Genomic DNA, 22,667 nt, shown 5'->3' with positions numbered 1-22,667 from the left:
TAGATTGATCAGTCTGACGTTTGCTGTCTCTTTAATTCCAATCGTTGCGAATGCGCAGGTAACCATTGATATGGGCAAGATCATATGTAGCCAATATCTTGCTATGCCGCAGTCACAGTCAGATAAGTTTTCTGCCTGGATGAGCGGTTGGTTCAGTTATCAGAACAACAGGACCTTTGTGGACCTTGCTTTGCATCAACAAAATATCGCCAACGTAAAGGCATGGTGCCAATACCATCCGGCGGAAAGCGTTATGTATGGTTTGCAACAATCGGTAGGCAAAAATTGACGGCTCGGGACTTTGGAGGATCGCTATGAAATGCAGGGCTCTTGTCGTTTCTGTGATTTTGATAGGCGCGGCATCAGCGCCAGCCGCGGCTCAGATCAAGCTGGACATGAACAAGATCACTTGCGGAAATTGGCTAGGATACGGTTCAGCAGACCGAGATTTCGTAAGGTATTTCATGAGCGGCTACTATAACGCGGCTGCAAATAATAATGTTTTGGACTACGACCGCCTGCAAAAGAATTCCGAAAAAGTTGTCGCCTATTGCAAAAAGCACAAATCCGAAACGCTGCCAACCGCCATTCAAAAAAGCGCCAGCTAGGTTGTGGGCCCCGACGGCGGCGTCGCGGCCGGAGTCTTGGCCGGCCACATTGCCACTCCTCGACCGAGAGTTGAACGGGCCACTGGAACTGCGCAACCGCCTCATTGTTGCGCGCATAACCGCGCGTGCTTCAATACGTCTCCTTTTGTTGGCCCCTTTCGGACTCGACAGATTTGGCTGATAATGTCCGCTCACGCGGCTGAAGCGGGCATTAAACATTCGCAGTTTGCGGCCTGCTTATGGCCAATCGGCGCACACGGAATTTGTGTACCAATTCGCATAAATAAAGCCGGGATTGCGCGATTGCAAACACGCTTGCGCGGGGCCGTCGCGCGGTCCCCGCAGGAACTCGCGCCCTCCACAGGACCCTGACGACCGATTGGTCATGGCCCCGGTCCTCTTTGACTGAGCGGGCCCGGAACAGACTTGCTCGAAGAGTGTTGGTCCTGCATCACCGCCCGGTCATAGGCTCTTATCGGTGATGTGAACGCCGGTTGCGCTTCCCGCCTTCCTCTTGAAGAAAGGAGCGCGCCATGAAACGGCGTCGTTTCAAGCAACAAGTGCCGCTGCAAGATCGTCTTGCGTCATTCGCCAAGACGGCGCGCGAAGTTGCGGCGCTTCTTCCCCCCGGGGCAGAAAAAGACAAACTGCTCCGCAAGGCGTCCGGGGCCGATACGGCGGACTGGCTGAACGAAAGCTTAGGGTCAACCGCCCAGCGGCCGCCCAAAGCAACTCCATGAGGGATTATCAAGCGGCTCTTGAAAAGCTTCGGAAGGATGCTGCTGAGGCCGCGCTAATCCGCGATCTTGCCACTGTCCCGACCAAGCGGGAAATGTTCGATATGTTGGCCCTGCATCTGACCAGCCTTGCCGATCATGTTGAGCTTGCGATGATCGAAGCTTCCAAGACGGCGAAGCGGGCGTAACGCCCTCAGTGCCCACGGGCAGCGGCTCGCACCGGCAGCGCCACCGCGTCACCATCGCCAGCCGCCGCGCAACGCAAGCGCAGTTCTGTTCTTGGGACAAAAGCGCAAAATCTGCAACTTGATCGAAGCCGCGCGCTCGACCGCGCCAGCATCACGGCGCGGACAGGCGACCGACAGCGGACGGCAACCAACGGAGCATGGATGATGATGGATAAAATCCAACGCGCCATTTTAGAAAATCAAGTCATCCTTGCCGAAGCCCTGTGGATGCTCCTGCATTCGCAAGGTATCAGTTCGGACGCAACGCTTCAGAACGTCTCCGCCCGCATCAAGGCTACCCGGAAGCTGCTCGAAGAACACAGCGAGGAGAACCCTTAGCGCGGCGTCGCCTCATCACCCGTCGAGCGCGGCAGCACGTCACCGCAACGGCGACAGGCGGCCTACGGCACCGCCAAGGCCCGGCAGAAGGCCGTACAGCGCGCCGCCAGCGCCGGGCCATAGGGCGGACACCGGGAGGGGCAACAGCGCACAGACCCTCCGTTGATCTAGGTCAACGTCAGCGATCCTTTAGCGCTCATGCCATGTTCAGCCGCACCTGAGGCGGCTCCCGTCACCTTTCAGTGACGCAAGCGCGAAGAGGGAGGTCCAACATGCATCCGGAGAAGCGTCTTTCGATCAAGTCAGCGACTGTTGCCGGGATTGCTGCTAGCGCCCTGTTGGGGCTTGCAGGTGTCACGCTCAATCCAGCGCCAGCCCAGGCGGTCGTGTACTGCCAGTACGTTGAATATCCAGTGGGTTGCGTTGCCCGGGCAGGCGTCGTGCTGAGGCCTCGTCCGGTGGCGCGCGCTGCGGTCCGTCATAACGCCGGTGGCAATGCAAATGGCGGCGTCAATCGCGTTGGGGCGGGGCGGTAAAGACTTGTTTCGCGGTCACGAGCGAGAAAGAAGCCGTCACCGCTTCGTCCCGGTGGCGGCTTTTTTATCGCCCCCGGCGCGGGCGCAGGCGACCGATACCGGGGGCGGCATCACGGCATGAAACACACTTGGTACGTCACTTTTGAAGTGCCGCCGGATGGCACGCTGTTAAGACGGCGACATCCGCGCTTAACCAAGACGTTTGAAACCGAAGCAGAAGCGAAGGATTTTGCGCGAACCAAATTCAACGAGGGATTGGTCGTCACCGCGGGGACCATGATCCCCCACCTGCCGAGAACGTCAATCCCGTCGCCGGAAATTCCAGCGTGGCTTGAAGCTGACGAAGTAAATGAGAGCAGCGGGCCGACCAAAAAGTAATCTTTGACGACGTTGGCACGCTGCCGGGTGCAACTGCGCCTATTTGATCTAGATCAAGCGCCGGCTCTCGACCTCAGGTGCCATGCTCTGGGGCAACAGCAACCGGGAGCCTGACGATGAGTGAACGTTCGGAGCCGAAACAGGTCTGTCGTCGCAACGCACTCACTTTCCTTGGATACGCGGCCGTGTTTGGGCTTATGGCCTCGCCCGCAATTTTGGCGGTGTCAGAGGCGGAAGCTCAGACCACCACGGCGCCCGCCACGCCCACGACGCCGCCCGCAGACGCGCCGATGTCTGGGACAGAGCGCCGTCAGGAGCGGCGAAGCGGGCGAACAGAAAGGCGCCAGGAACGCCGGACCGGACGCACAGAACGGCGTCAAGACCGGCGCACAGGACGCGACGAGCGACGGGACGCGCGCGACGGCACCCCGACCACTACAACCACCACCGAGCAGAAAAAGTAGTCCGTTCATTCGGGCCAACCACGGCAACCGGGCCGCAGCGCAGGCCCGGGAAGGCCGTACAGCGCGCGCGGATCGCAGGGCCACCGCATGGGGCGCGCCGCGATCCTCAGGCCGTTCGAGCGGCTTAAGCTTCCCGAACTCCAACTCGCGCCCAACGGCAGGATGTGAAACTAGGGCCTGATAGGGCCCGGCAGGTTCGGGCGGGCCTTTCGTTAGTGCGACTAAAACCGAAATATACCTTTAGTTTCAGGTACTTTCACCGCTTTTAACCGGCCGAAAACAGCGCTTGCGGAAAGGACCACACGGTTTTGCCGTACGCACGGCCCGCCATTTCGCCGCAGTTTTTCCAGCCCTGTCGACGGAGCCGGAAACTTACAGACGAGACGAACCTGACAGCGCCGCTCATCCGGCACGAAGTTCTGGGCTCACGGAGAGCAATCCGCCCTGCCCTTAACCTCTCGCGCCCGACGCTGTCGCGTCCACCGCAAGCCCGGCTCGCGACACATGACACGTGACGACACAAGATCGCCCCTCTTGGTGAGCCGGGATGGGCGACACATACGCCATTTCCGAATTTCGGTAAAGTGGAATATTCTTGCAAGCGCGGCTTGACACCGGCGCAGCTCGGAATGACCCGGTGTTTTGCCCGACGGCCGGGCCCGGCGGCGCGCTCGCGAATCCGGCGGCGCGCTTACGAATATCGTCCCGAACGCAACACGCTTCGGAACCTAGGTTGACGTCGCGCCGTTGTTGAGCACAGTCTGCGACAATTCGAGCATGCCTCGGACATAAAGGCGCGGCAATCTCAGGGCTTGTCGATCGCCCCGCCACTGCTTCCCCGGAGTTCCCATGCATTCTGCCGACCGGCCGGCAACGCGCCTCGCGACGCGGCTCGCCTTTCTCGTCGCGGGCTTCGGCATCGCGTGCTGGGCGCCGCTGGTGCCGTTCGCAAAGACGCGGCTCGGCGTCGATGACGGCGTTCTTGGATTGCTCCTGCTCAGCCTCGGCATCGGCTCGGTCGTCGCGATGCTTCTGACCGGAGTCATGAGCGCGCGCTACGGCAGCAAGCCGATCATCATTGCGGGCGGGCTCGGTCTGGCGCTGGTGCTGCCCCTGCTGGCGATCGCGAGCTCGCCGGCAACGCTGGCGCTGGCCCTGTTCGCCTTCGGCGCCGCGCTCGGCTCCATCGACGTCGCCATGAACATCCACGCGGTCGAGGTGGAGCGCGACGCGGGCCGCCCGCTGATGTCCGGCTTCCACGCGCTGTTCAGCATCGGCGGCTTCGCGGGATCAGCCTTGATGACTGCGCTGCTTTCGCTGCAACTCGGCGCGCTCGCCTGCACGCTGATCTGCTCCGTGCTGATGCTGGTCGCGATGCTGGCGGCCTGGCCGCGCCTGCTTCGTTCGGTGCAGGTGCTGGACGGACCGCTCTTCGTGCTGCCGCATGGCTCCGTGCTCCTGCTAGCGCTGCTCGGCGCCATCACTTTCCTCGTCGAGGGCGCGATGCTCGATTGGGGGGCGCTGCTCGTCATCGGCGCGGGCCTCGTCTCGGAGACGCAAGGCGGGATCGGCTACATCGTGTTCTCGATCGCGATGACCGCGGGGCGGCTCGGCGGCGACGCTGTCGTTGCACGCATCGGGGATCGCACGACATTGTTCTGGGGCAGCATCATTGCAATCGCGGGCTTCGTAGTCCTACTCATGGCGCCCGTAGCGGCGGTCGCCATCGGCGGCTTCCTGCTGATCGGCCTCGGTGCATCGAATCTCGTGCCGGTGCTGTTCCGCCGGGCGGCGCGGCAAACGGTGATGCCGACGGGGCTCGCCGTCGCCGCAATCACGACAGCCGGCTATGCCGGCATCCTGATCGGCCCCGCCGGCGTCGGCTTCGTCGCACGCCTTGGCGGATTGCCGACTGCATTCTGGCTTCTGGCCGCGCTGATGGGTCTCGTCACGCTGTCGGCCCGCATCGTCACGGCGGAGGGCCGGCAGACGTCGCGCGTGGAGGCCTGAGCGGCCTCACAAATTGCTCAGCCCGATCGACTTGATCACGGGCGCCAGGCTTGCCGTCGTCGCATCGACAATACGCTGGAATTTGTCCGGGCTCGAATCGCCGTCCGGCTCCATGCCCTGCGCGCGGTAGCTTGCCTGAAGCGCCGGATCGGCCATGGCGAGACGTGTCGCTTGCGCGATCTTGTCGATGACCGCATCGTCCGTGTCCTTGGGCGCGAACAGGCCGAACCATCCCCCGTAGCGGATGTCGGGCATGCCGGATTCAACGGCGGTCGGAATCTCCGGCGCCCCGCTCAGCCGCGTTTCGGTGGTGACCGCCAGCAGCCTCACTTTCCCGGTTTGAGCCAGTTGCTGCAATTGAACGGACATGACGGCAATGATCAGCGAGATCTGACCGCTGACGAGGTCGTTGGTTGCCTGCGAGATGCCCCGATACGGAACGTGGACGATATCCAGCCCGCCGGCCTGCTGCTTGAAGGATTCGCCAACCAGATGATTGCCGGTGCCGATGCCGGGTGTCCCGTAGGACAGCTTTCCCGGATTGGCCTTCGCGTAGGCGATCAGCTCACGCAGATCCGTGGCAGGCACCGACGGATGGACCGCGAAAACCAGTGCACTGCTGATCAAGCGATAGATGGCGCGAAAATCGTCGACGGAATAGCCGGGATTTTTCGAGGTCAGGGGAATGATGACCTGGGTGCTACCATTGCCGAGCAGCAGCGAATAGCCGTCGGGCTCCTCGCGCGCGACCGTCGCAGCCCCGATCGCGCCGCCCGCACCGCCGATATACTCCACGAAGGTCGGCCCAAGCAGCGACGACATCTTGTCCACCCAGGGACGCCCGATCTGGTCCCCCGCTCCGCCGGCTCCGTACGGAAGCACCAGGCGAATGGGACGAGACGGATAATCAGCGGCTTGTCCGCTGCGCGGGATCGCCGCCAGCGCCGCTGCGCCCGATAGCGCATGGACGAATCGTCGCCGCGAGAAGGAAGCCATGTTCGAATTCCGGAAGTCGATGTCGAGGCGGGACCGGCTCCCGAACCATCCAGTCTCAGCAATCTGCTACCGCCGTCAATGCGCCATCCGGGTGAGGGCACCGGTGTCATCGCCCTGTCATGTCACCATAACCCTTTACTTCTTAAGGGTTATTTCGGCGGACCGACCGATCGAAGCCATGCGCGCAGGGCTACCAGCTCTGCCCACTGCTTTCGGCCAGTTTACTGTACGCCTCGTTCTGATAGACCAAAAAGTAATACATTTTGACTCCCGTTGCGGGGGCAATGGCGCGTGCCAGATCGTACCGAAGACTCGGCCATTTCCTTTGGGCCATTTCGACTATTTCCGAAGTCGCGGCTCTTGGAGAAGGAGGGCTCGCCGCTTCACGTCGGCGGCCGCGCGCTCGATATTCTGATCTTCCTCGCCGAGCGCCCCGGCGAAGTCATCGACAAGAGAGAGCTGGTCAAGCGCATCTGGGCCGACGTCAATGTCGACGAGGGCAGCCTGCGCTTCCACGTCGCGGCACTGCGCAAGGCGCTGGGCGATACCGGCAAGTCGGCCCGTTATGTCGTCAATGTGCCCGGCCGCGGCTACTGCTTTGTCGCCTCGCTCGCTCACGCGGCCCCGCCGGCCGCTCAGCCCGCCGTGAACATCGCACCTCCCCGTTCCCTTCCCTCGCCGCTCTCGAAAATGGTCGGACGGGAGGAGATCGTCGAGAAGATATCGAACGGGCTTTCGCTGCATCGCTTCATGACGGTGGTCGGCCCCGGCGGCATCGGCAAGACCGCCGTCGCCGTCACCGTCGGGCATCGCAGATCGGCGGATTTCGGCGGGCGCGTATTCTTCGTCGACTTCGGTCCGCTGAGGGACGCCAGCCATATCGCGACCACCATCGCCTCCGCACTGGGACTGACCATCAGCGCGGAGGATCCGACGCCGGCCCTGCTGACATTTCTGAAGACCGGCCCAGCCTTGCTGATCTTCGACAGCTGCGAGCATGTGCTGGATGCGTTGGCGCCGCTCGTCGAGCGCATCGTTCGCGACACACCGCAGCTTCGCGTTCTCGCAACCAGCCGCGAGTCGTTCCGGAGCGACGGCGAACGGATTTTCCGCCTGTTCCCGCTGGATTGCCCGCCGGAGCGCGAGGACCTGGGTGTCGCCGAGGTCCTCGCTTACCCCGCGGCCCAGCTCTTCGTCGAGCGCATTGCGCAGAGCTCGGGTCCGTTCCAGCTCAGTGCGGAAGAAGCGCCGCTCGTCGCGAGCATTTGCCGGCGCCTCGACGGCATTGCGCTCGCGATCGAGCTCGCGGCCGGCCGTGTCAATGCGTACGGTATTGCCGGCACGGCGTCGCTGCTCGACAGCCGCTTCTCGTTGCAGTGGCGGGGTCGGCGCACCGCCGTACCACGACATCAGACGCTCGCCGCGGCGCTCGACTGGAGCTACGATCTGCTACCTCCCGCCGAGAGTGCCACGCTGCGACGCCTGTCGGTCTTTGCCGGGCCCTTCGCGCCGGAGGCGGCTGCCGCGGTAGCCGCCGGCGACGGCCTCGGCGCGTCCGAAACGCTGGAGGCGATCGACAGCCTCGTCACCAAATCGCTGATCTCGCCATCCGGCTCGCGAACGTTGCGCTATCGCCTGCTCGACACCACACGCACCTATGCGCATGGAAAGCTGAACGAGCTCGGCGAGACCGGTCAGTTCGCGCGCCGTCATGCAGAGCATTTTCGCGACTTCTTCGAGCGCGCGGAGGCCGATACATCGACGCCGCTGCCGGAATGGCTGAGCATCTATGGCGCGGAGCTAGACAATGTGCGCGCCGCATTGAACTGGGCCTTCGGGCCCGACGGTGACGCCGCACTCGGGATCGCGCTGACGGCGGCTGCCGTCACGCTGTGGGTCCGCCTGTCCCTGTTCGCCGAATGCCGCGAGCGCGCCAAGACGGCGCTCACCGCGCTCGGCGACAGCGGCGGCGACGATCGCATTCGCATGCAACTCCTGTCGGCGCTCGGCTGGTCGCTGATGTATGGCGAGGGCCGCGCCCGCGAGGCGCGTCCGATCCTCGAGACGACCCTGGAGCTGGCTGACAGGCTCGACGACAAGGACTTCCGGCTGCGCGCGCTCTGGGGCTTGTGCATCGACCAGTTCAACAACGGACAGTTCGGCAAGGCCCGTGCGCTCGCCGACCGGTTTGCGAATGCAGCGGCGAACTCGCCGGACAGGACCGATCTCATGCTGGGCGACCGGCTGATGGCGGTGGCGCTGCATTATCTCGGCGATCAGAACGACGCACGGCTGCGCATCGACCGCGTGAACGCGTCGCTGCATGTGCTGGCGGAGAAGCCGAAGATCTTCCCGCTCGACCTCAGGATATCGACGCAATATTTCCGGGCCCGCATCCTGTGGCTTCAGGGCCTCGCCGATCAGGCTCAGGCGCTCGCCACCCGAAACATCGAGGAAGGTCGTGCCAACGGCCACGCGCTGACTTTCTGTAGCGTGCTGGGGCAAGCCGCCTGCCCGATCGCCTTCTGGTCCGGCGATTTCGAGGCCGCGGAGCGCCACGGCAGCGAGCTGCTCGAACACACCGAGCGCCACGCCATCCGGCTGTGGGGCCTGTGGGCACGGGCCTTCAACGCGGCGGTCATCGTAAGGCGTGGCGACGTCGCAACCGGCCTGCCGCTGCTGCGCGAAGAGCTCAATCGCGCCGGCGATGCGCGTTTCCTGCCGCGCTTTCTTCCGCTGCTCGGCGAACTCGCCGCGTGCTCCGGCGAGGCCCACCAGGTCGACCGTGGCCTCGACGTGATCGAGGACGTCCTGACCCGCTGCAACGACCGGCAGGAGCTGTGGTATCTGCCGGAACTGATCCGCATCAAGGGCGAATTGTTGCTCAACAGCCCGCGGCATGCGGGGGGCGCCGAGGCGCGCTTTCGCGAGGCCATGGACATTGCCAACCAGCAGGGCGCGCGATTCTGGGAGCTGCGCGGGGCGATCAGCCTCGCGCGGTTCATGATCGGAGCCGGCCAGAATGCAGAAGCCCTGGTAATTCTCGAACGTGCATGCGGGCCGTTCAGCGAGGGCGCCGGCATCGCCGATATCCGCAGCGCGCGCGATTTGATCGCGCAACTCCGGACTTGACGAGGCCGGCCGAAGGCCTTCGGCCTTCGTACCACACCGCTCGCTCATCCTGCCCGCGGAATGAATCCGGGCACGCCGGTCTCGACCACTGTGTTGAAGCGGACATTCGTCGTGATGTGGTCCCGCATCTCCCGCATGGCGTCTTCAGGCAGCGTCGAAATATCGAAGTTTTCCTCGATCCGCCGAGGATTGGTTGAGGTCGTCAGGAAAGCCGTGCCGCGCTGGACGGCCCAGGCCAGGGCGACTTGAGCCGACGTCTTGTGCAGGCGTTCCGCGATGGCGGTGATCACGGGGTCAGCGAGGAGGTTCGGCTTCATGGCGTGTCCCAGCGCGGCAAACGCCTGCAGCACAATTCCATGCTCCCGACAGAAGTCGAGCAGGTCCCATTCGGGCAGGTACGGATGCGATTCGACCTGCACCATGGCAGGCCTGATCCGCGCGACCTCGACGATCTCGCGCAGCTTCGCCAAGGTGATGTCCGACAGCCCGATCGACTTGCAGTGCCCCTCGTCGACGAGGCGCTCTAGCGCCCCCCATGTCTCCGCCAACGTCACGCCTGAATCATAGATCACATGGCCACTCGCGTCCCTCGGGTCCTGCTCGTCACCGGGTTGAAAGGCGAAGGGGGTATGGATGATGTAGCAATCGATCTCGTCGAGTTGCAGCCGTCTGCGACTGGCGTCGAAGGCAGGCCTGACCCGCTCCGGCCGATGATTGGTGTTCCATAGCTTCGTCGTAACGAACAGGTCCTGGCGCCGAAGCGTGCCCGCCTTGAACGCATCCTGCATCGCCTCGCCGACGGCCGCTTCGTTGCGATAGCGCTCGGCACAATCGAGATGTCGAAATCCGGCCTCCAATGCAGCCCTGGTGGCCTGCCGGGTCACGTGCGGATCGGGAATGAGCGTGCCAAATCCGACTGCGGGAATCGTCACGGCCTCATGCGTGGGAATTCTCGTGTAACGAAGTGAATCGGAGGTCGTCATGGTGATACTCCTTGTTGACTGCTGGCCGCGCGATGCGGACCAAGCGATCGAGGTTGCGGACACTTTTTCACGACTCTCCGGCGTTAGCCGACGGGACGCGGCCTACGAAGAAAGAACACCAGCGGGATCACGACGAGCATGGCGAACATCAGGATCTCGAACTGATCGATGACCGCGACCGTGGCCGCCTGGCGCGTGACCATGCCGTTGAGGGCGGCAAGGCCTGGCTTCCCGATCGGGCCCGTGACATTCGCCGCGACACGATAAGGCGTGAGATGCTTGGCGAGCGCGATATGCACGGCCTGAGTGTTGGCATAGAAGAACAGCTGGACCACCGCGATGCCGATGGTGCTGCCGTAAAGGCGCGACAGGTTGATCAGCGCACTGCCTTCAGGGCGAAGCTTCGGATCGAGCGTTCCGAACGCGGCCCTCACCAGCGCCGGCAACAACATGCCGAGACCTGCGCCCTGGAGGAAACCTGCTTCGACGACCGGCCGCCAATCCATCGCCGGCGAATAGCCGAGCATCAGCCAGTTGGCATAGACCACCAGCGCCATTCCACCCATGAGGAACGGCCGGTAGTCGACCTGTCCCGGAACCAGGCTCGTCAGCACGAGCGCTCCCACCAGCGCCACGCCGCGTGGCATACTCATGTAGCCGGTGGTATCGACAGGGTAGTTGAGCAACTCCTCCAGCATCGGGGACGTCAATGCCAATGTCGGCAGCAGGACGAAGCCGAGCGCAAAGGAGATCACCGTCGAGAGGACGAGATTGCGATCCCTGAACAGCGCCGTGCGGAGAAAATGTTCCTTCTTCGTCAGAACGTGCACGATGAAGAGATAGAATCCCAGGACCGAGGCGATCGCTTCAACCCAGATCTCCGTCGAGGCGAACCATTCGAGGCGCTCGCCGCGATCCAGCAGCATCTGCAGCCCGATCATGCCGGCGGAGAAGGTCGTCAGGCCGAAGACGTCGAAGGGCTGGCTCCGCTCTGCCCGCTTCGCGCCCAGCAACAGCGCCATCGTCAAGGCGATGAAGGCCGTCATGGGCAGGCTGACATAGAAGATCGACGGCCAGCCGTAATATTCGCTGAGCCAGCCACCAAGAGCGGGGCCGGTGCTGATGCCGAGCAGCGAGCAGACCGTCAATGCCAGGCCCATGCGCGCTTGTCGCGCCGCCGGCGTCGCCTCTAGCAGAATCGCCAATGAGAGCGGCGCAAGTGGTCCGCTGGCCGCGCCCTGAAGAATCCGCGCCAGCACGAACTGGATCGACGTCGTCGCCAGCGTGTCGAGGACAAGACCAAGCGTGAAGACGGCAAGGGCTGCTTGATAGACCGCCTTGCGGCCATAGCGTCCCGCGAGCCATTGGGTGATCGACATGGTCACGGCGCTTGCAGCGATATACGAGGAGAACACCCAGCCGACCTCGTCATTGGCCATCGAGAGCGTGGCCTGGATGTGCGGCAGCGCGGCGTTCGGGATCGAAATGTTGACGGCCTGCATGTAGGTCGCCATCAGGGCGGCCGCCGAGATTGCATGATGACCGCCGGTCGCGGTCGATGGGAGGGTCGTACTCATTTGACCTCCGTCGCAAGCGCAGGCTGGAGCAGATGCAGCCAGTTGCGACGATGGCCGGTGTCGACCCGCGCCGTCACGCTGATGCCGGAGAACAGCGGCCGGGTCGGATCGGAATCGTCGAGCTCGAGGCGCACCGGCAGCCGCTGCACGACCTTGACCCAATTCCCGGTCGCATTCTCCGGCGGCAGGATCGAGAAGTCCGACCCGGTGCCGGGACTCATGCTGACGATATGCGCCTTGAATTTTCCATCCGGATAGGCGTCGACGTCGATCCTCGCCTCCTGGCCCGGCCGCATGTGGGTCAGGCCCGTCTCACGAAAATTCGCCTCGATCCAGACGTCCCGGCTCGACATCAGTGAGAACGTGGGCGCGCCCGCGTTGACGAAACCGCCGATCTGCAGATCGTCGACCTTGGTCACGATACCGTCGTCGGGCGCCTTCACCGTGGCGTAGGAGAGGTCGAGCCGCGCGCGATCGAGCTGCGCCCTGGCCGCGCGGACCGTCGGGTGGCGGTCGACATCGATGTCGGGGTCACCGTTGAGCGCGACGACCGTATTGGCGATCTGCTGTTCGATCGATGCCACCCGATGGCGCGCGACCTTGAGATCGGTCTCGGCCCGCTCGTAGACCGCGCGCGGCGTGAAGTCGGAGGCGACCAGCATCCTCTTGCGGTCGAACTCGCGCTCGTCGAAAGAGGCCGAGTCCTTCGCCGATTGCAGCTCCGCCTGCTGTTGGCGGTAGGTCGCCTTGAGGGAGTCGATCTGGAGCCGCGCGCTGCCGAGCCGGGCTTCGGCTTGATCGACGGCGATCTGGTAGGGCTCCGGGTCAATTCGAAACAGCACCTGGCCCTGCCGGACGCGCTCGTTGTCGCGCACGGCGATCTCGACCGCCTGGCCGGACACCCGCGCGTTGATGGTGACTTTCGCGGCGCGCACGAACGCATCGTCGGTCGAGACAAATTGTTCCTGCGCCAGATACATGAAGGCGCCGAACACGGCAGCCGCGGCGGGCACCACGAGCATCAGGGGCCGGCGCAGCCGCCTGGCAAGATCCGCTCCGAACCACAGCGCGGCGGCCTCGCTCCCGCGGAAGCTGCGATCGCCCAGCCAGCCGGCGATTGGCGCAAAGTTCAAACCCATCGTCCTCGTCCCTATCTCATTTACTAACGTTCGTTACAAATATTGTACCCCGATGCAGCGATCAAGCCGCGCGGCCATTGATTTTTATAACGATCCATACAAATATACGTGTGGAACATGGCAACCAGGTTCGAACGACATGGCACGGAAAAAGAGCGAGACGGGCCCGGCGCGCCGGGGACGGCCACCCGCCTACGACACTGAGACGGCCCTCAAGCGGGCGACAGAAACGTTCTGGAGGACGGGCTATTCCGGCACGTCCCTGGACAAGGTCGCGGCCGCGACCGGCATGAGCCCACCGAGCCTCTACGCGGTGTTCGGCAACAAGCACGCGCTCTATCTCGAGGCGTTGGCGCGCTATTGGGAGATCAGCCTCGCCGCAACGCGCGAGGCTCTCGCAGGGGACCATCCCTTGGACGAAGCGCTGATGCTGGCCTATGACGCGGCGCTGTCGATCTACTTTTCCGGCAAGGGATCAGCGCGTGGCTGCTTCGTGGTCGGTACCGCGGTGACCGAAGTCGCCGAGGATGCGGCGATCCGGAGCAGCGTTGCGACGGGACTACGCGCGATCGATGCCGATTTCGAGGCCCGCTTCCGCCTGGCGCAGGACAAGGGCGAGCTGGATCGCGAGGCCGATCCGGCTGCACTCGCGATCCTTGCCGCCGCCACGATGCAGACGATCGCCATCCGCGCCCGCGCCGGCGCACGCCGCGCCGATCTGAGGGAGGTCGCCCGCAAGGCGGTGACAGTGATCTGCCGACGCCGGTCGGAGGCGCATTGAGCCCCGAGGAATTCTCGTGATCGTACGATGAGGGGAGTTCGCACATTTGCACTCCTCGTCAAAGGCCCTCGGCGCCCTTACGCGACAATCCGCTTAGCCTCCCACGGCGGCCGCGCGCCTTGGCAGCTTCCAGTCGGGCCGGATGAAGTGGCAGGTGTAGCCATCGGGATAGCGCTCGAGATAATCCTGATGCTCGGGCTCGGCTTCCCAGAACTCCGCTGCGGGCGCGACCTCGGTCACCACTTTGCCGGGCCAGAGGCCTGACGCCTCGACATCGGCGATGGTGTCTTCGGCGACTCTCTTCTGCTCGTCACTCGTATAGAGGATTGCCGAGCGGTAGCTCGTGCCCAGATCATTGCCCTGGCGGTTGAGCGTGGTGGGATCGTGGATCTGGAAGAAAAACTCCAGCATGGTCCGGAAGCTCGTCTTCGCGGGATTGAAGATGATCTCGATCCCCTCGGCGTGGCCCTCGTGATTGCGATAGGTGGCGTTCTTCACATGCCCGCCAGTGTAACCGACACGGGTGGAGATCACCCCCGGTTGCCTGCGGATCAGATCCTGCATGCCCCAGAAGCAGCCTCCGGCCAAAACTGCACGCTCTGTCGTCATCTGATGCTCCATTGGTTTCGTCGAGATAGTCAGCGCTTGTCCGCTGCCGGATGCAAGCGCGGGTCATCATGGTCATCGTGATATTCGAGGCCCAGCGGCCCGATGGCGGAGACCTGTGTGACGTATTCGCCGGACTTCGCCCAGTGAAAATGCCAGGTCTCGCCGGGCAGCACGATGACGCTGCCCGGCGGATAGGCTTTCACCTGGTCGCCATCAAAACGCTCGCCGAGGCCGATGTAGAACACACCCGACATGACCGTGTAGATGCGATCTTCCGGATGCTTGTGCGGCATCAGCTTCGTGCCCCCGGGCACCTTCACCCGGACCACGTAAGGTCCGGGTTCATTGGGATGGCCGACCATCACCGCCAGCCGCGCGCCCGGCGGGAACGCAGGGAACGGTTGCCAAGCGATGTCCTCGGGCAAAATCGCCCGGAACCTGTCTTCATCCGGCTGATGCTGGCGAGGCAGATCTTGACGAGGCGGATCTTGGCGAGAGAGATCTTGGCGAGGCATGGCACCGCTCCCTGTGTTGGATCAGGTCAATTTGGCGTCGAGCGTGATCGCGGCGTTGAGCACCTTCGACACCGGACAGTTCTTCTCGGCCTCGCCGGCGATCTTGGCGAAACCTGCGTCGTCAAGGTTCGGCACCTTGGCGCGAAGCGTCAGTGCCGACTTGCTGATCTTGAAGCCTTTGCCTTCCGGCTCGAGCGTGATGGCGGCTTCCGTCGACAGCTCGTCCGGCGTGAAGCCGGCGAGCTGAAGGCCGAAGGCCAGTGCCATGGTAAAGCAACCGGCATGGGCCGCGGCGATCAACTCCTCGGGATTGGTGCCCTTCTCGTTCTCGAAGCGGGTCTTGAACGAATAGGGTGTCCCGGCGAGCACGCCGGATTCGCTCGACAGATGGCCGGTGCCGTCGCGACCGGTGCCCTTCCAGACTGCTGTTGCCTTGCGGATCATCTCAATTCTCCTTGTTGGTTTTTAAGTTGGTCTTTGGCACCGGCGCTCGGTAGCGGAGGAAAGCGACATTGGCACGACCGCCTGTCACTCCTCCAACCGGCCGAACGCCACAGCGGTTCCGTTAGCCGCTGATTTGACCCACATGGAAGCCCAGCCGGTTCTCGACGTCGCCGGCGCGGTGGAAGCCGCGCGCCATCAGCGCCTTCATGCGGGTCTGGCTGGCAGGACGGCCGAGCGCGGCCAGGAACGCGTCCCACTCCGGCTTGATCTCGTCATCCGGCGGCAGGCTCGCAACATCGACGAGACGCTTGGTCTCGGCGATAGCCTCCTTGTCGAACGACGCAATGCGCATGGCGAGCGCCTCGACGAAGCCGTCGAGCTCCGCATCCGGCAGCGAACGGTTCACGTAGCCGTAACGCTCGGCGAGATCGCCGTGGATGTCATCGGCACCGAGCAACACTTCGAGCGCGCGGCCTCGGCCCATCAGCCGCGGCAACCGGGCCATCGGTCCGCCGCCGGGCACGAGTCCCGCGCCGACCTCCCATTGCGACAGGATCGCCTTCTCGCGGCTGGCAAAGCGCATGTCGCTCGCCAGCGCGAGCTCGCTGCCGACCCCGGTCGCACGGCCCCGGATCGAGGCAATGGAGACGACCGGCGCGCGGCTGAGGCGCACCAGCATGTCGGGCAGCGCCTGCAGGCCGGTCGGCCCGGGTGGAACGCGAAGCGAGTCCTCAAGCGGCGCCAGGAAGTCGTAATGCGTGATGAAGAAGCCTTCGACGGCGCTGTCGAATACGACCACCTTCACGTCCGGATCGGTCTCAATCGCGGTGATGATGTCGTTGAGCAGCGGAAGGTGCTTTGGACCGAAGATGTTCACCGGCGGCATGTCGAAGGTGACACGCCAGTATGTCGGCAGGCGGCGCTCCAGGCGAATGTCCTCGGTGGTGAAGATCTGTACGGGGCGGTTCATTGTTGGCACTCCTGACATGTATGTTCGAAAATGGAACGCACGGCAGCGCGCGTCCCCTGCTCGGTTCAGATCGACTGGCGCAGCGGGCGGAACGCGGTGCGCATTTCCACAGAGAACAGCGCGGGCTGCTCCCAGGCCGCGAAGTGGCCGCCCTTGTCGAGGCGGTTGTAGTGCATCAGCTTCGGATAGGCCTTCTCGGCCCAGCTGCGCGGCGCGGCATAGATCTCGTCAGGGAACACGCTGACGGCGACCGGGATATTGATGTGCTTGGGCGCGAAGAACACCAGCTTGTTCTCCCAGTAGAGCCGCGCCGACGACACCGCGGTGTTGGTGAGCCAGTAGAGCGTGATGTTGTCGATCACGTCGTCCCGCGACAGGCCTTCGGTCTTGCCGTCGAACACCCGCGCGATCATCGCAGCACTGCGTGCGTCGTGATCGAGCATCCAGGATGCAAGACCGGCCGGCGAGTCGACGAGGCCATAGAGCGTCTGCGGCCGGTTCGACATCTCGAAGGCGTAGCCGAGGCCGTGCTTGTAGAAATCGTCGAGCTGGTCGTAGGCAATGCGCTCGTCGGCCGAGAGGTTTGACGGCCGCGTCCCGCCGGGCTGAAGCGCCTTGGCGATGTCGTCGGGAACGGTGGCGGGCATGTTGGTGTGAATGCCGAGCAGCTCCGGCGGTGCGATCACCGCCATCTGCTCCGTGACGGCATTGCCCCAATCGCCGCCCTGCGCCACGTAGCGGTTGTAGCCGAGGCGCTTCATCAGCACGATCCAGGCGCGCGCGATGCGCTGGGGATCCCAGCCGAGCTCCGTCGGCTTGCCGGAGAAGCCGTGGCCGGGAAGCGAGGGGATCACCAGGTCGAATGCATCCGCAGCCTTCGCGCCATGCGCGGTGGGATCGGTGAGCGGGCCGACAATCTTCATCTGTTCGATGATCGAGCCCGGCCACCCATGCGTGACGACCATCGGCAGCGCGTTCTCGTGGCGGGAGCGGATGTGAATGAAGTGGATGTCGACGCCGTCGATCTCGGTGACGAATTGCGGCAAGGCGTTCAGCCGCGCCTCCATCTTGCGCCAGTCGTATTCGTTCTGCCAGTACCGCACGAGCTGCTGAAGCGTCGTGAGCTGCACGCCCTGCGATTCGTCGGCGACGATCTCGCGATCCGGCCAGCGTGTCGCTGTGAGGCGGCGGCGGAGGTCAAGCAGATCTTCCTCGGGTACGCTGACGCGGAACGGCCGGATGGCGCCGCTTGGAGCGGCCTTTGCCGGACGCAGCGGCAGCAGGCTCGCCACGCTGGCGGCAACCGCGGTCATTGCGGCCTGGCTCAGCAATTGACGGCGGTCGGGATTGAGTATGTCGGCTCGTGCTTGCGTTGTCATGTCGGATCTCCCTGGCTTTGGTCGGTGACGCCAACCGAATTCGAAATCGACGCGTCGGTTCGTCGTGAGGAGAGATTGGCGCAGGTCCTGGCAATTAGCTCGTTATCGGTTGTTAGGCCGCGTTAGCCGTTGCGAGTCCGGGGGATGCAGGAAAGCGAGCGACGATGACGATACGCGCGATGCAGAAGCAACTCGGCGCGCGACGAGTTCAATCGGCGCGCGCCCTGTCTGTGAATTCAGGCGATGTGTTCATTACAACTCAGGAGGGCAGCGGTTGACCGGCCTGCTCGCGGACGATGTAGTCGGCGTACCAATCCGCCCAGTTCTCGTCGTGTCCGCCGATGCGCTTCTCGTGCTCACCATGCGCGACAGCGGCACGTCGCAGGGTTGCGGCCAGATCGGCCGTTGAGGCAAACGTCGTGCCGTCACCAGCGATGCGTCCAGGCAGTCGCGTCGTGACCTCCTGGAACAGCCAGCCATTACCGTCGGGATCGCTGAACGAGGCAAACGAGCTGTAGCTGCCGCGCTTCGGGTCAGCACCGCTGACCCGGACGCTGCCGAACAGATACGGCTCGTCCGGACCGGCGTGAACGTCGCCCGCACCATGGAATGGTGCGCTCACCGCGATGCCACGGTCGAGCAGATCCTGTCGCGCCGCCGCCAGATCGGAGACGATCAGGTACAGCCCGCGCGCCGAACCGGGCGCTGCCGGTGTGACGTTCTTGCCGAAGATCACCGAACAGGCCGAACCCGGCGGCGTGAACTGGATCACGCGCCATTCGTCACCTGAGGCAAAATCGGCGTCCAATCGCCAGCCGAGGCGCGTGTAGAACGCCTTGGCGCGGTCGACATCCGACACGGGGATGACGACGATCTCGAGCTTCAGATCAACGCCACGCGATGTCGAAGACGTGTTCGGAGACCTCGCCGCGGCGTCGCGGTCGATTTCGGTGCCGGCCATGTCGAACTCCCTGAGTTGAAATTGAAGCGAGCTTCAAGCGGCAGTGGGCATCACGATCGTCACGCGTGTGCCGCCCTGGTTCGCCTCGCCCTGCAACCGCGCGTCGATACTGCGTGCGAGCCCTTCAAGGATGCGGCTGCCGGTGCCCTGAAGCGGACCGGTCGCGCCGATGCCGTTGTCAGCCACCGTGCAGAGCCAGGCGCCGTCGCGGTTGGCCATTTCGATCCGGATCAGCGCATCGTTCCTGTTCGGGAAGGCATGTTTGGCGGCATTCGTGACCAGCTCCGTCAGCATCAACGCCAGCCGATGACACTGCGATGCCGGCAGCGCCCCGCTCTCGATCGCTGCCTCGCAGCGGATGCCGGCCGGTTCCAGCACTGCCTCGGAGAGCGCCTCGCACAGGTTTTCGAAGAAGGCCTCGACGGAGACGGCGGTCAGACTGTCGCTGTCGGACAAAAGCTGATAGAGCCTGCCGAACGCGACGATGCGCTGCTCGAACCGGTCCACCGCGCCCGACATATCCCTGGTACCCGGCCGCGAGAAGTCGCGGCGGACTGACGCACCCAGCAGCGTCAGCGTGTTCTTCATCCGATGGTGGGATTCCCGCAGCACCAGTTCCCAGTCACGCGACTGATCATCAAGGCTGGCAATGTGCTGAGAACGAACGAAATGGTCGCTCGTCTCCAAGCCGATAGCGGACATGATAGCCTCCCCGTTGGATCTAGGACCTAATTCGAAGCGTATACTGGATGCACCGCGCGCGTTTTGCTCGTTAGACGTTGCAAGATTTTGTTATGATCGGCGGCACAAGTTGGCGGCCAGACCGTCCTCTCGACGGTCAAGCACGCTGACGGGTCGTCCCGATCGCTTCCCAAGCCGCTCGCGTTTAAGCGAAATTTGTCACGCATCATCCCGGTGCGGCCGAATGACTTGCCGCGCGATTTCGCCACTTTCGACCAGTTTACTCATAACCTCGTTCTGCTAGATCAGGATGCGGACAACAGCCCCTTCACTGGATTCATTGGCGCGTGGTGGACACTAACGACCAGGATGCGGCGATTTCCTTCGGGCCATTCCGGCTGTACGCAAGGTCGCGCCTGCTCGAGAAGGACGGCGCTCCGCTTCACCTCGGCGGCCGCGCACTCGACATCCTCATTTTTCTCGTCGAGCGCGCCGGCGAGGTCATCGACAAGCGTGAGTTGATCAAGCGCGTCTGGGCCGACGTGACGGTCGATGAAGGCAGCCTGCGCTTCCACATCACGACGCTACGCAAGGCCTTGGGGGATGCCGGTGAAGGCTCCCGCTATGTCGTCAATGTGCCCGGCCGTGGCTATTGCTTCGCGGGCCCGCTGGTCCGGTCCGAATCGCCGGAGACGCGGACAAGCCCGGCCGTCCCGTCGCCTCACATACTCCCGCCGCCGCTTGCCAGGATGATCGGACGAGACGACGCGGTCGAGCGGATTTCCACCGAGCTTGCGCAGCATCGCTTCGTGACAATTGTCGGCCCCGGCGGGATTGGCAAGACTTCCGTCGCGCTCGCCGTCGCGCATCGCGAACTCCAGGCCTTCGACGGTCAGGTCAACTTCGTTGATTTCGGCGCGCTGACGGATGCCAGGCTCGTTCCAAGCACCATCGCCGCCACGCTCGGCCTGACCGTCAATTCCGAGGACCCGATGCCGGGCCTGCTGACGGTGCTGCGCAACCGTCGGATGCTGCTGATCTTCGACAGCTGTGAGCACATCATCGACGAGCTCGCGCCCTTGGCCGAGCACATCGTCCAGGAGGCGCCCGAGCTGCACATTCTCGCCACCAGCCGCGAATCCTTTCGCACCGAAGGCGAACGCGTCCACCGGTTGTTTCCGCTGGACTGCCCGCCCCAGCGCGACGGGCTCGGCATCGCCGAGATCCTTGCCTATCCCGCAAGCCAGCTCTTCGTGGAACGCATTGCCGAGAGCCTGGGCGAATTCGAACTGAGCGAGGAGGATGCACCGCTTGTCGCCGAGATCTGCCGGCGACTGGACGGCATCGCGCTCGCGATCGAGCTCGCCGCCGGACGCGTGAACGCCTATGGCATTGCCGGAACCGCCTCGCTGCTCGACAGCCGCTTCGCGCTGCTGTGGCGGGGACGCCGTACCGCGATCCCGCGGCACCAGACCCTGAGCGCGGCGCTCGCCTGGAGCTATGATCTGTTGCCGGCGGCCGAAAGCGCGACGCTGCGCGGTTTGTCGGTGTTCGTCGGGCCATTCACGATGGAGGCCGCGCTCGCCGTTGCGTCCAGCCAGGGCATCAGCGAGCCCGAGGCGGTCGAGGCGATCTCGAACCTGCTCTCCAAATCGCTGATCGCAACCTCACCTGCGGAGCGGCGGCTGCGCTATCGTCTGCTCGACACCACCCGCGCCTTCGCCGGCGCGAAGCTCGTCGAGAACGGCGAAGCGCCCCGTGTCGCGCGCGCTCACGCCGAATATTTCCGCGACTTCCTGCGCGACATCGCGCTCAAATCCACGGGCATGCAGACCGCGGGCGGCTTCCTTCCCTATGCCGACCATTTGCCCAATGTCAGGGCCGCGCTGGCCTGGAGCTTTTCGGATAACGCCGACCGGACGATCGGCGTGGATCTGGCGGCTTCGGCGGCCCAGTTTTTCCTCGAACTGACATTGCTGACGGAGTGCTATCGCTGGACGAAGCAGGCGCTTGTCTCTCTCGATACGAATTCGATCGACCGCCGCCAGGAGATGACGTTGCAGGCCGCGCTCGGCGTCTCCGTGATGTTCACGCAGGGCAATACCGAAGCGGTCCGGTCGGCGTTCACACGAAGTCTTCAGCTTGCGCGGGATCTCGAGGATCTGCACTGGCAGCTCTGGCTGCTGCGCGGATTGCACATCTACCTGACCAGGGTCGGGGATTTTCACGGCGCGCTCGGCACCGGCGAGCAGGGCGAGAGCGTTGCGCGCAAGCTGAATGATCCGGCCGCCGCGCTGAACGTGGAATGGATGCTGGGCGTCGCGCACCATCTGATCGGCAATCAGGACAAGGCCGTGCAGTTCTGCGAGAGCGCGATGGTGCACAATCCCGGCTCGCAGCGGCTGAACATCGGGCACCTCGGTTATGACGACCGCATCGTCGCGCTGGTCGCGCTGGCGCGCGGGCTCTGGCTCACCGGCCGGCCCGATCGCGCGATCGAGGCGGCGAGATACACCGTTCGCGAGGCGGAACTGCTCGAACAACCCCTCACCCTCGGCATCTCCCTGATCTGGACGATCTACGTGTTCCTCTGGGTCGGCGACTGGGCCAATGCCGAAATCCTGATCGAGCGGCTGATCGACCATTCGGCGCGGCACTTCCTTGGTCCCTATCACGCCGTCGGCATCGGCCAGAAGGGCGAGCTCATGCTTCGCCGCGGCGACATCGCCGGCGGGATCGAGCATCTTCGCCGCAGCCAGGCCACGCTGTACGCGACGCGGCACCGGATCATGACGACGGTGTTTGCGACGGCGCTGGCGGAGGGCCTCGTCGCGGAGAACCAGCCGGACGAGGCCTTGCGCACGATCAATGAGGCCATTGCGCAGATTCCAGATCATGGCGAATCCTTCGACATGCCGGAGATGCTCCGGGTCAAGGGCGACATCCTCGTCCGGTCGGGAAACACCGCCGAGGCCGAGAGTTGCCTCCGGAAATCGCTCGATCTGTCGCGCCGGCAGTGCGCGCTCGGCTGGGAGCTGCGGGGGGCGATCAGCCTCGGCCGGGTCTGGCGCCAGGCCGGACAGGCGGGCGAAGCACGCGCTCTGCTCGCCCCGCTCGTCGCGCGATACCAGGAAGGCCTCCAGACCCGCGATCTCGTGGCCGCCAGGGAGCTCCTGAGCGCGCTGAATTGACAGTATCTTC

The 22,667-nt window shown here is 64.0% G+C and carries 22 protein-coding genes; 11 read left to right on the top strand and 11 right to left on the bottom strand.

From position 1 onward, the window contains the following. Nucleotides 1-4 precede the first annotated feature (4 nt). The 8 genes from AB7531_RS12005 (at nucleotide 5) to AB7531_RS11970 (ending at nucleotide 5,299) form a co-directional block, all read left to right on the top strand. Nucleotides 5-289 (top strand): HdeA/HdeB family chaperone, encoded by a 285-nt coding sequence (locus tag AB7531_RS12005; RefSeq protein WP_223153946.1) that lies wholly within the window; start codon nucleotides 5-7, stop codon nucleotides 287-289. A 25-nt stretch (nucleotides 290-314) separates the two neighbouring features. Beyond that, the gene (locus tag AB7531_RS12000) at nucleotides 315-608 is read left to right on the top strand and encodes an HdeA/HdeB family chaperone (RefSeq protein ID WP_084795025.1); all 294 of its coding nucleotides are present in this window, start codon (nucleotides 315-317) and stop codon (nucleotides 606-608) included. Nucleotides 609-1,141: 533 nt separating this feature from the next. Then, nucleotides 1,142-1,348, top strand: coding sequence for a hypothetical protein (locus AB7531_RS11995; RefSeq protein WP_084795024.1), 207 nt, complete (start codon nucleotides 1,142-1,144; stop codon nucleotides 1,346-1,348). After that, nucleotides 1,345-1,533: a hypothetical protein gene (locus AB7531_RS11990; protein ID WP_084795023.1), complete on the top strand. Its 189-nt coding sequence runs from the start codon at nucleotides 1,345-1,347 to the stop codon at nucleotides 1,531-1,533. Before AB7531_RS11995 ends, AB7531_RS11990 begins: the two co-directional genes overlap by 4 nt. A 201-nt stretch (nucleotides 1,534-1,734) precedes the next feature. Further along, the gene (locus AB7531_RS11985; protein ID WP_166086818.1) at nucleotides 1,735-1,911 is read left to right on the top strand and encodes a hypothetical protein; all 177 of its coding nucleotides are present in this window, start codon (nucleotides 1,735-1,737) and stop codon (nucleotides 1,909-1,911) included. 272 nt (nucleotides 1,912-2,183) lie between these two features. Then, nucleotides 2,184-2,447 carry a hypothetical protein gene (locus AB7531_RS11980; RefSeq protein WP_080586857.1) on the top strand — a complete coding sequence of 88 codons (264 nt, stop codon included), beginning with the start codon at nucleotides 2,184-2,186 and terminating at the stop codon, nucleotides 2,445-2,447. 117 nt (nucleotides 2,448-2,564) lie between these two features. Next, a complete protein-coding gene (locus tag AB7531_RS11975; RefSeq protein WP_084795022.1) occupies nucleotides 2,565-2,825 on the top strand; it encodes a hypothetical protein in 261 nt (86 codons plus the stop codon). Nucleotides 2,826-4,138: 1,313 nt separating this feature from the next. Continuing rightward, on the top strand, nucleotides 4,139-5,299 hold the full coding sequence (locus tag AB7531_RS11970) for an MFS transporter (RefSeq protein ID WP_063981886.1): 1,161 nt from the start codon (nucleotides 4,139-4,141) through the stop codon (nucleotides 5,297-5,299). A 6-nt stretch (nucleotides 5,300-5,305) separates the two neighbouring features. Here AB7531_RS11970 and AB7531_RS11965 read toward each other — a convergent pair whose 3' ends face one another. Beyond that, on the bottom strand, nucleotides 5,306-6,295 hold the full coding sequence (locus tag AB7531_RS11965; RefSeq protein WP_063981885.1) for a Bug family tripartite tricarboxylate transporter substrate binding protein: 990 nt from the start codon (nucleotides 6,293-6,295) through the stop codon (nucleotides 5,306-5,308). Nucleotides 6,296-6,586: 291 nt separating this feature from the next. Here AB7531_RS11965 and AB7531_RS11960 point away from each other — a divergent pair, with 291 nt between their 5' ends. Continuing rightward, the gene (locus AB7531_RS11960; RefSeq protein WP_063981884.1) at nucleotides 6,587-9,427 is read left to right on the top strand and encodes an ATP-binding protein; all 2,841 of its coding nucleotides are present in this window, start codon (nucleotides 6,587-6,589) and stop codon (nucleotides 9,425-9,427) included. A 44-nt stretch (nucleotides 9,428-9,471) separates the two neighbouring features. On the opposite strand, the gene AB7531_RS11955 is transcribed toward AB7531_RS11960, so the two are convergent. From AB7531_RS11955 to AB7531_RS11945, 3 genes are all read right to left on the bottom strand, one after another. Further along, nucleotides 9,472-10,410 carry an aldo/keto reductase gene (locus AB7531_RS11955; protein WP_231142786.1) on the bottom strand — a complete coding sequence of 313 codons (939 nt, stop codon included), beginning with the start codon at nucleotides 10,408-10,410 and terminating at the stop codon, nucleotides 9,472-9,474. 83 nt (nucleotides 10,411-10,493) lie between these two features. After that, nucleotides 10,494-11,987 carry an MDR family MFS transporter gene (locus AB7531_RS11950; protein WP_441279959.1) on the bottom strand — a complete coding sequence of 498 codons (1,494 nt, stop codon included), beginning with the start codon at nucleotides 11,985-11,987 and terminating at the stop codon, nucleotides 10,494-10,496. Further along, nucleotides 11,984-13,126: an HlyD family secretion protein gene (locus AB7531_RS11945; protein ID WP_135216462.1), complete on the bottom strand. Its 1,143-nt coding sequence runs from the start codon at nucleotides 13,124-13,126 to the stop codon at nucleotides 11,984-11,986. The genes AB7531_RS11950 and AB7531_RS11945 overlap by 4 nt, the downstream gene beginning before the upstream one ends. Before the next feature lie 139 nt (nucleotides 13,127-13,265). Between AB7531_RS11945 and AB7531_RS11940 the strand changes: the two genes are divergently transcribed. Next, nucleotides 13,266-13,907: a TetR/AcrR family transcriptional regulator gene (locus AB7531_RS11940; protein ID WP_063981882.1), complete on the top strand. Its 642-nt coding sequence runs from the start codon at nucleotides 13,266-13,268 to the stop codon at nucleotides 13,905-13,907. Between the two features lie 93 nt (nucleotides 13,908-14,000). Here AB7531_RS11940 and msrA read toward each other — a convergent pair whose 3' ends face one another. The 7 genes from msrA to AB7531_RS11905 all read right to left on the bottom strand — a co-directional run bounded on the left by msrA (nucleotide 14,001) and on the right by AB7531_RS11905 (nucleotide 19,487). Continuing rightward, the gene (gene msrA, locus AB7531_RS11935; protein ID WP_063986191.1) at nucleotides 14,001-14,516 is read right to left on the bottom strand and encodes a peptide-methionine (S)-S-oxide reductase MsrA; all 516 of its coding nucleotides are present in this window, start codon (nucleotides 14,514-14,516) and stop codon (nucleotides 14,001-14,003) included. A gap of 29 nt (nucleotides 14,517-14,545) precedes the next feature. Beyond that, nucleotides 14,546-15,031, bottom strand: coding sequence for a cupin domain-containing protein (locus AB7531_RS11930; protein ID WP_224580839.1), 486 nt, complete (start codon nucleotides 15,029-15,031; stop codon nucleotides 14,546-14,548). 21 nt (nucleotides 15,032-15,052) lie between these two features. Then, nucleotides 15,053-15,475, bottom strand: a complete 423-nt coding sequence (locus AB7531_RS11925) for an OsmC family protein (protein WP_014493564.1) — start codon at nucleotides 15,473-15,475, stop codon at nucleotides 15,053-15,055. 121 nt (nucleotides 15,476-15,596) lie between these two features. Continuing rightward, nucleotides 15,597-16,445: an enoyl-CoA hydratase/isomerase family protein gene (locus tag AB7531_RS11920; RefSeq protein ID WP_063981880.1), complete on the bottom strand. Its 849-nt coding sequence runs from the start codon at nucleotides 16,443-16,445 to the stop codon at nucleotides 15,597-15,599. Between the two features lie 65 nt (nucleotides 16,446-16,510). Continuing rightward, nucleotides 16,511-17,824 carry an epoxide hydrolase family protein gene (locus AB7531_RS11915; RefSeq protein WP_063981879.1) on the bottom strand — a complete coding sequence of 438 codons (1,314 nt, stop codon included), beginning with the start codon at nucleotides 17,822-17,824 and terminating at the stop codon, nucleotides 16,511-16,513. Between the two features lie 259 nt (nucleotides 17,825-18,083). Continuing rightward, a complete protein-coding gene (locus tag AB7531_RS11910; protein ID WP_063981878.1) occupies nucleotides 18,084-18,785 on the bottom strand; it encodes a VOC family protein in 702 nt (233 codons plus the stop codon). A gap of 33 nt (nucleotides 18,786-18,818) precedes the next feature. Beyond that, nucleotides 18,819-19,487, bottom strand: a complete 669-nt coding sequence (locus AB7531_RS11905) for a sensor histidine kinase (RefSeq protein ID WP_063981877.1) — start codon at nucleotides 19,485-19,487, stop codon at nucleotides 18,819-18,821. 326 nt (nucleotides 19,488-19,813) lie between these two features. Here AB7531_RS11905 and AB7531_RS11900 point away from each other — a divergent pair, with 326 nt between their 5' ends. Continuing rightward, nucleotides 19,814-22,657: an ATP-binding protein gene (locus AB7531_RS11900; protein ID WP_063981876.1), complete on the top strand. Its 2,844-nt coding sequence runs from the start codon at nucleotides 19,814-19,816 to the stop codon at nucleotides 22,655-22,657. The last annotated feature ends 10 nt before the right edge of the window (nucleotides 22,658-22,667 follow it).

The sequence above is a fragment of the Bradyrhizobium sp. 63_E2_N1_3 genome (assembly GCF_052076005.1).
Lineage (GTDB): Bacteria > Pseudomonadota > Alphaproteobacteria > Rhizobiales > Xanthobacteraceae > Bradyrhizobium > Bradyrhizobium barranii.
Note: the sequence above shows the minus strand (reverse complement) of the source record. Positions and strands in the feature narration are given on the sequence as shown.

What these genes read in the sequence shown, in the direction of transcription:
- AB7531_RS12000 (WP_084795025.1), top strand. Translation starts at nt 315, where the DNA reads ATGAAATGCAGGGCTCTTGTCGTTTCTGTGATTTTGATAGGCGCGGCA.
- AB7531_RS11995 (WP_084795024.1), top strand. Translation starts at nt 1,142, where the DNA reads ATGAAACGGCGTCGTTTCAAGCAACAAGTGCCGCTGCAAGATCGTCTT.
- AB7531_RS11990 (WP_084795023.1), top strand. Translation starts at nt 1,345, where the DNA reads ATGAGGGATTATCAAGCGGCTCTTGAAAAGCTTCGGAAGGATGCTGCT.
- AB7531_RS11985 (WP_166086818.1), top strand. Translation starts at nt 1,735, where the DNA reads ATGATGATGGATAAAATCCAACGCGCCATTTTAGAAAATCAAGTCATC.
- AB7531_RS11980 (WP_080586857.1), top strand. Translation starts at nt 2,184, where the DNA reads ATGCATCCGGAGAAGCGTCTTTCGATCAAGTCAGCGACTGTTGCCGGG.
- AB7531_RS11975 (WP_084795022.1), top strand. Translation starts at nt 2,565, where the DNA reads ATGAAACACACTTGGTACGTCACTTTTGAAGTGCCGCCGGATGGCACG.
- AB7531_RS11970 (WP_063981886.1), top strand. Translation starts at nt 4,139, where the DNA reads ATGCATTCTGCCGACCGGCCGGCAACGCGCCTCGCGACGCGGCTCGCC.
- AB7531_RS11965 (WP_063981885.1), bottom strand. Translation starts at nt 6,295, where the DNA reads ATGGCTTCCTTCTCGCGGCGACGATTCGTCCATGCGCTATCGGGCGCA.
- AB7531_RS11955 (WP_231142786.1), bottom strand. Translation starts at nt 10,410, where the DNA reads ATGACGACCTCCGATTCACTTCGTTACACGAGAATTCCCACGCATGAG.
- AB7531_RS11950 (WP_441279959.1), bottom strand. Translation starts at nt 11,987, where the DNA reads ATGAGTACGACCCTCCCATCGACCGCGACCGGCGGTCATCATGCAATC.
- AB7531_RS11945 (WP_135216462.1), bottom strand. Translation starts at nt 13,126, where the DNA reads ATGGGTTTGAACTTTGCGCCAATCGCCGGCTGGCTGGGCGATCGCAGC.
- AB7531_RS11940 (WP_063981882.1), top strand. Translation starts at nt 13,266, where the DNA reads ATGGCACGGAAAAAGAGCGAGACGGGCCCGGCGCGCCGGGGACGGCCA.
- msrA (WP_063986191.1), bottom strand. Translation starts at nt 14,516, where the DNA reads ATGACGACAGAGCGTGCAGTTTTGGCCGGAGGCTGCTTCTGGGGCATG.
- AB7531_RS11930 (WP_224580839.1), bottom strand. Translation starts at nt 15,031, where the DNA reads ATGCCTCGCCAAGATCTCTCTCGCCAAGATCCGCCTCGTCAAGATCTG.
- AB7531_RS11925 (WP_014493564.1), bottom strand. Translation starts at nt 15,475, where the DNA reads ATGATCCGCAAGGCAACAGCAGTCTGGAAGGGCACCGGTCGCGACGGC.
- AB7531_RS11920 (WP_063981880.1), bottom strand. Translation starts at nt 16,445, where the DNA reads ATGAACCGCCCCGTACAGATCTTCACCACCGAGGACATTCGCCTGGAG.
- AB7531_RS11915 (WP_063981879.1), bottom strand. Translation starts at nt 17,824, where the DNA reads ATGACAACGCAAGCACGAGCCGACATACTCAATCCCGACCGCCGTCAA.
- AB7531_RS11910 (WP_063981878.1), bottom strand. Translation starts at nt 18,785, where the DNA reads ATGGCCGGCACCGAAATCGACCGCGACGCCGCGGCGAGGTCTCCGAAC.
- AB7531_RS11905 (WP_063981877.1), bottom strand. Translation starts at nt 19,487, where the DNA reads ATGTCCGCTATCGGCTTGGAGACGAGCGACCATTTCGTTCGTTCTCAG.